Below are 5945 nucleotides of genomic sequence, written 5' to 3' on the forward strand. Positions count from 1 at the left end.
CATCATACCGGCTGTTGTGGCGATAGGCTTCGCGGGTATGCTTCGAGCAAGCTTCGGGCCTTAAGCGGCCTTCAGGTCAGGGACGGCAGATGATCTATCATGTGATTTATGCAAACTGGATCGACGGTATTCGCGATACTGGCGGAATATCGGATTGCCCCCGTGATGTGTCCAATGCCTTCAAGGCGGCAAAGAACTTCTGCATGGCCGAGGCAAGGAAAAGAGGGGTTGAGCCAAATCCTGTCGTAAACTGGGCGGCCGATGTTATGGCGGCCTTCATGGTGTCATGCGTCAAGAATGAAGAATCCAATATCTGGGAAATCATGATGCCCGGTGATGATATTTGCGAGGTGTTCAGGATCGAGGCGGAACGCAATACCGGCATGATCCACGAGGTTCTGATGAAGGGCGCAAAAGCCCATCCGAGATTGCTGAGAACCGGCCTGATCGCTCTTTGCTCGCATCTGCGGATTGCGCCATCGGGATCAAGCAAGGGCATCGGCAACATCAGGAGATTGTTCTAGCCGCATCCCGGCCTTTGGCCGGGACCGCGCTCCAGGCTCCGGCCGGCTTCACCGGCCTGCGCCCCGAGCCTGGACCCCTGCCCCTCCTTTGCGGCTTTTCCCGCGCCGCCTGTCTCGTCCCGAGCCAGCCCGCGCGGGGCCGCAATAGTCGGTCCAGCGGCCCAGTCTCGGCCCTGTCGGGTTGCGATCGCTTGCGGGCGGGCGGTTGGGTGACAGCGATGCGGAGATTGTGTTGAAGAAGTCGGTGTTTATTCGGACGTGGTAGGCGCTAAAAAACGGCAGGGCTTGCCGTTTCATGCGGCCCTTGGTGCCATCGGCACCAACTTCGCCAGTTTTCTCAGGTTCTGGACGGTCGCGGCCAGGAGGAATTCGTCCTTCGCGCCATTTGGTCCACGTAGCCGCAATCGGTCGAGCCGCATGATGCGCTTGAGGTGGGCGAAGAGCATTTCAACCTTCTTCCTGGCGTAGCTGGAGGTCACATAGGCATCCGTCTTCGCCAGTTCCCGGGCATAGTCCCGGGCATCCTCGTGCTTATGCCGGGCGATCTTGCGAGCGGGGACAGTCGGAGTGCATCTGGGTTTCAGGGCACAAGCCGAACAATCATGCTTGCTGGCATAGTATCTGGTCGAGCCATCCTTGCAGACTCCGGTTCGTGGCTGACGCATCTCGCGCCAGTATTTCTTCAACTTCTTGCCGCCCGGGCAGGTGTATTCGTTGGCTTCCCGATCGAAGGTGAAGGCCGTAGCCGGGAAGGCACCGTCATTGCGCTCTGTCTTGTCGAAAACCGGAATGTGAGGGTCGATATCCTGCTCATCCACCAGCCAGCCCAGCATCTCCCCCGACCCATAAGCAGTATCGGCGACCAGCGTGTCCGGGTGCAGGCCAAAGACCTCCTCGGTGCGCACGAGCATCTCGCGCACTGAGCCTACCTCAGCCTGCCGCACCGGCGCGGTTGCCTCAACATCAACGATGATCGCGTGATCCAGATCGACCAGGTAGTTGGTGCTGTATGCAAAGAAAGGGCGGTCTCCATTTGCTCCGGTGAAACGGGCGGCCGGATCGCTGGGGGACAGGGTTTTCGGTTGCACCGAGGTTGCGCCGCCGAAGGCTGCGTCATCAAGGGTGTCGAGGTATTCCTGCGTGGCGCGGCTGACGGTGTCGCCGGCCGACCAGTCCTCAGCCTGCACCTTGCTGTAGCGGCTCGCATCGGCCTTGATCAGCGAAGCATCCGCTCCGAACAGTCGGCCGCCGACAAGCCCCTCGGCGATGCAGCGCGCCAGCACGGCTTCAAAGACCTGCCGGAGCAAATCGCAATTGCGGAACCGACCATGACGGTTCTTTGAGAAGGTCGAGTGATCCGGAACCAGATCTGTTAAATCAAGGCGACAGAACCAGCGATAGGCCAGGTTCAGCCCAACCTCTTCGCACAAACGGCGCTCGGAGCGGATCCCGTAGCAATAGCCAACCAGCAGCATCCGGATCATCAACTCGGGATCCACTGATGGCCTGCCAGTCGAGCTGTAAGAGGAAGCAAGCGTCGCCCGCACATTTGACAGATCGACGAAGCGATCTATCGAACGCAGCAGGTGATCCGGCGGCACCATCGCTTCGAGCGAGAAATCGTAGAAAAGCTGTCCTTGCGCGATCTGCCGTGGCCCCATCATCGCCGTCATCTCCAAGCTTTCTGAAAGTGAATCAGCTGGGAAGCAGCGCGGCAACTGTGTTTTTCAACAGAATCCGGACATTTCAGACATTCGCTGCAACTGCAGCAATTCAGTTTCTAGCGCAGCACGCTTCGGAGGGTCGGAGAACCGATATGCGGCATTGCGACAGTGCATCTACAAAATGCCGTGGTGACCGTCTTTTGCTGTTCTGCGACAGTATCAAGCCGAGAACGACGCGTACAAAATCATATCGTCTCAATAGAAACAGGTGGATGATTATAACCCGAAGCATCAGAGAACGGGCTCAAGCGTGCGCTCACTGACCTACTCAGGGCAAATAAAGCGAGGAGTGGCAGCCAGCGACGAATGAAATAGCCCGAAGTTTTGATGTGCTATATTCTCGGGAGAACCTGCTTGATAGGTATTGCCGTGGTTCGGGCTCTTCTGGTTAGCTTCCTTTCTATTTTTGCAATGCTGGCCGTTAGCTTTGTATGGTTTCTTGTATCACATGTTCCTGCCAGCGTTCAGCTTGCTGCCATAATGGCTACGGCAGAAGGTTGTAGAACGCCGGATGACTTCCCTAAGAATTCGGGCCGTAAGTTTGTCGCGGATGTGCGCCAGGCGGGGGACGGTTCGAGCCTGCGTGACGTGTCACTCAAGTCTTGGGTAGCTGAACAGATCGCCAAAATCAGGGTTGAGACTGATTCTTCTCGTGACCTTGTTGTCTATGTGCACGGCTTTCGCACCAGCCTTGCCGATGCAATCTGCGCAGGCGAGGTGCTGCGCGCGGATCTCGCCGCGCTACCAGCCTATGCGGGAGGCGCAGGTCCTGATATCCTTGTCTTCGGCTGGCCGGGAGAGTTACGACCGTGGCAGTTTAGCACGGCCCAAAGGAATGCAGCGCACGCCGGGAAGTACCTGGGCGACATCCTCAACCAGATTCGGGGTAGGCGGATCTTCGTAGTGGCGCATAGTCTTGGTGCCGGTGTGGCAATGACCGCAGCGGACACGCTGCCGCAGGATGGCGAAAATTCCCCACTGGCAGGCATCTTGCTGGTTCAGGGCGCAATTCCCGCCGTTTCGATCCGGGAGTGGAACTCGACGCTTACCGTCACGTTCCCCGCTGCCGAACTTGATGACTTGCGCCGGGGCAAGCCACCGCGCGAACCCAAGCCCTACATTGAGATCGGCAAAGGCAGCCTCGTCGCCGCCGCCAGCAAGGCGTCGCACCTAGTTGTCACCACCGCCGGCCCCGACATTCCCTTGGGCACTGCAATGAAACTGGATGAAACCTTCCTGCCTTTGGATCCAAATCGCCCGTTGATTCCTCCCGACATCGGTGACGCGAAGGGCAATGCGATCAACTTGCAGGCGATTGGCACGCCATTTCCCGACGGGAAGATCTACCGTAGATATGACCAGGTGTTGCCTGATCCGCTTGAAGATTATTCCTTGGGATTGGATGGTCATCAGCCGGAAATTGTTAGCGTCAAGCCCGTCGATCCGTCACGAGTTATGAGCCGCACGGATTGGGTTTTCGAATTCCACGTTCCTCATCCATCCTACCATGAGATCCGGCTTGACCGGGGGCAATGGTGGAGGCTGCTCCGCGACTGGCACGGCATCATGAACGATGCTAGTTTGCGCGAGGGCGTTCTCCGTGAAAGCTGGGCTGTGTTCACCGGAGTGATAGACTAACGCCGAGTAACCACGGGCGACATCCGCGACGGTCGCGTTACGGGGTTTAGATCGTGCTAAGGGCCTGAAATAAATGTCTCAAGAGTAACACCGCGGCCATTCACGCCGAACTTTAGTTTTCTGCTCGAGCCGCAATAGCTACGGGCCAAAAAAGCCCGCTGCATATGCATCCTGACCTGATGCGGCAAAGGTCCGGTTAGGGCTCCCTTTGCGTCGATACCATCTTGGCGTGGGACGGCAGCGATGCGGAAAGCTGCCGGTCAGATGCTAGTCGTGGTTCACGCTCAGGAGGCCCGGAATGACCGCAATCCCCACTCTCGACACCGAACGCATGTCGCTCCGCCCGATGTCGGCTGATGATTGGGGGCCTTACTCTGCGCTGATGCTCTCGGAACGCGCGCGATACATGGGCGGGCCCTTTTCCGTGAGGGCGGCTTGGGGCATGTTTTGCGCGGATCATGCGCAATGGGCTCTGTTTGGTGCTGGAGCATTGATGCTCGAAGAACGGGAAACCGGCGTTTGTCTTGGCCAGGTGGGTATCAATTCTGGGCCACTATTCCCTGAACAGGAAATCGGCTGGCTTGTTTTTCCAGAAGCCGAGGGTCGTGGCTACGCGTTTGAAGCTGCCTCTGCGTTGCTGGATTGGGCAAAGAACGTGAGGCGGTTGAACACACTGGTGAGCTATGTCGATCCGCAGAATGAACGTTCGTGCAGGTTAGCGGAACGATTGGGAGCAACTCTTGACGGAACTGCCCCCCGCCCAGACCCAACCGACCTTGTGTACAGGCACTTCGCCTGACCGTCTGCAAAGGATTCTTCAGTCGAAGACCCGCCGTCGCGCTGCCGGACGCTAAGCGGGACGCAGCGGCCATGCACCTGATAGTCTACAGGCCAAAAGCGAGGTGACATGCAGGCTGTGCCGGAAGAAATCGAACAAGTATCAGCCGCGATGGCAGACCTGCGCGACATACTCGGGGATGTTTTGCTCGCGGTCTATCTGCACGGCTCTGCGGTTTCGGGCGGGCTGCGACCCCAAAGCGATATCGACCTGCTGGCCGTTGTGGATCGCGGCCTTACAGGGGGCGAGCGGGACGCGATCCTTTCGTCGCTGCTCCGGCTTTCTGGTCGCCACCCGGCAATTCCAGGCGGACGGCGCTGCTTGGAGATAATGGTGTTTACCCGGCTCGATCTTGCCAACAACTTGTTCCCCGCACGGGCCGAGTTCGTCTACGGCGAGTGGCTGCGGGACGCCTTCGAGGCAGGTGAGACACCGATGCCAGCACAGCACTCAGACTTCACACTGGTTCTTGCCCAAGCCCGGCAGGAGGCCAGAACCCTGTACGGGCCTGACAGAAACATACTTCTGCCCGAAATCTCAGAGGTAACCGTCCGGCGCGCTATGCATGATTTGCTTCCATCCTTGCTGGATGGATTGCAGAACGACACAATGAATGTCCTGCTGACACTTGCAAGGATGTGGCACACCACCAGCAGCAGGACATTCGTAAGCAAAGATCAGGCGGCACTTTGGGCAATCCCGAGGCTTGCCAGAGATAATGCCCTGACGCTGGCACATGCGCGGCAGGCCTATCTCGGCGAAGTCGCCGACAGCTGGCACGGCAGGGGGGATGCAGCGCGGCGGCTGGCCGACCAACTGGCGCTAAACGTCACCGAGGCAATGACCGCTTAGGGCTCAAAACGTCCATAGCCTGAACTCGGCTTAAGCGGCGCTTTCTGATCCGGTCGAACCTTCCCACAGGGCGTCTCGCTTCCCTTCGCTCTTTGATGGGCGCGTCCAGCTCGCCGCCCTGCAAGGCCCGCCGCCCGGAGAGAGGCGGCAGGCTGGATAGCTTCGACCGGCAAAGATGATCGAGGGATCCCCGCGAAGGCGCGGGGATCGAAGCAAAGGCGCGGGACCGCGCCTGGCCGGGGGATTCGGACAAGCCGAACGCCCCTGCCTTTGCTTGGGCCACGCGCGAAGGGCGCGTGTCCGTTCATGGGAACCGCCGGTTCCCCCACACAAGGCCGTCCGCCTCACGGGGCGAAGGGGTTTCCCCGG

5 protein-coding genes are annotated in these 5945 nt (G+C 59.0%); 4 read left to right on the forward strand and 1 reads right to left on the reverse strand.

All coding sequences use genetic code 11. The features are described from left to right. Positions 1-89 precede the first annotated feature (89 nt). Positions 90-524: a hypothetical protein gene (locus tag CK944_RS21070; RefSeq protein ID WP_103175019.1), complete on the forward strand. Its 435-nt coding sequence runs from the start codon at positions 90-92 to the stop codon at positions 522-524. Positions 525-817: 293 nt separating this feature from the next. Here the strand turns inward: CK944_RS21070 and CK944_RS21075 are convergent, their stop codons facing one another. Continuing rightward, positions 818-2188: a transposase gene (locus CK944_RS21075; protein WP_103175023.1), complete on the reverse strand. Its 1371-nt coding sequence runs from the start codon at positions 2186-2188 to the stop codon at positions 818-820. A gap of 414 nt (positions 2189-2602) precedes the next feature. Here CK944_RS21075 and CK944_RS21080 point away from each other — a divergent pair, with 414 nt between their 5' ends. The 3 genes from CK944_RS21080 to CK944_RS21090 all read left to right on the forward strand — a co-directional run bounded on the left by CK944_RS21080 (position 2603) and on the right by CK944_RS21090 (position 5576). Beyond that, positions 2603-3886, forward strand: coding sequence for an alpha/beta hydrolase (locus CK944_RS21080; protein WP_158248110.1), 1284 nt, complete (start codon positions 2603-2605; stop codon positions 3884-3886). A gap of 298 nt (positions 3887-4184) precedes the next feature. Next, complete coding sequence (locus tag CK944_RS21085; RefSeq protein ID WP_103175021.1) at positions 4185-4685, forward strand: GNAT family N-acetyltransferase; 501 nt, start codon at positions 4185-4187, stop codon at positions 4683-4685. 108 nt (positions 4686-4793) lie between these two features. Beyond that, positions 4794-5576 carry an aminoglycoside adenylyltransferase domain-containing protein gene (locus CK944_RS21090; protein ID WP_103175022.1) on the forward strand — a complete coding sequence of 261 codons (783 nt, stop codon included), beginning with the start codon at positions 4794-4796 and terminating at the stop codon, positions 5574-5576. Positions 5577-5945 lie beyond the last annotated feature (369 nt).

The organism is Paracoccus sp. SY (genome assembly GCF_002901215.1).
In the GTDB taxonomy this organism is placed as follows: Bacteria; Pseudomonadota; Alphaproteobacteria; order Rhodobacterales; family Rhodobacteraceae; genus Paracoccus; species Paracoccus acridae.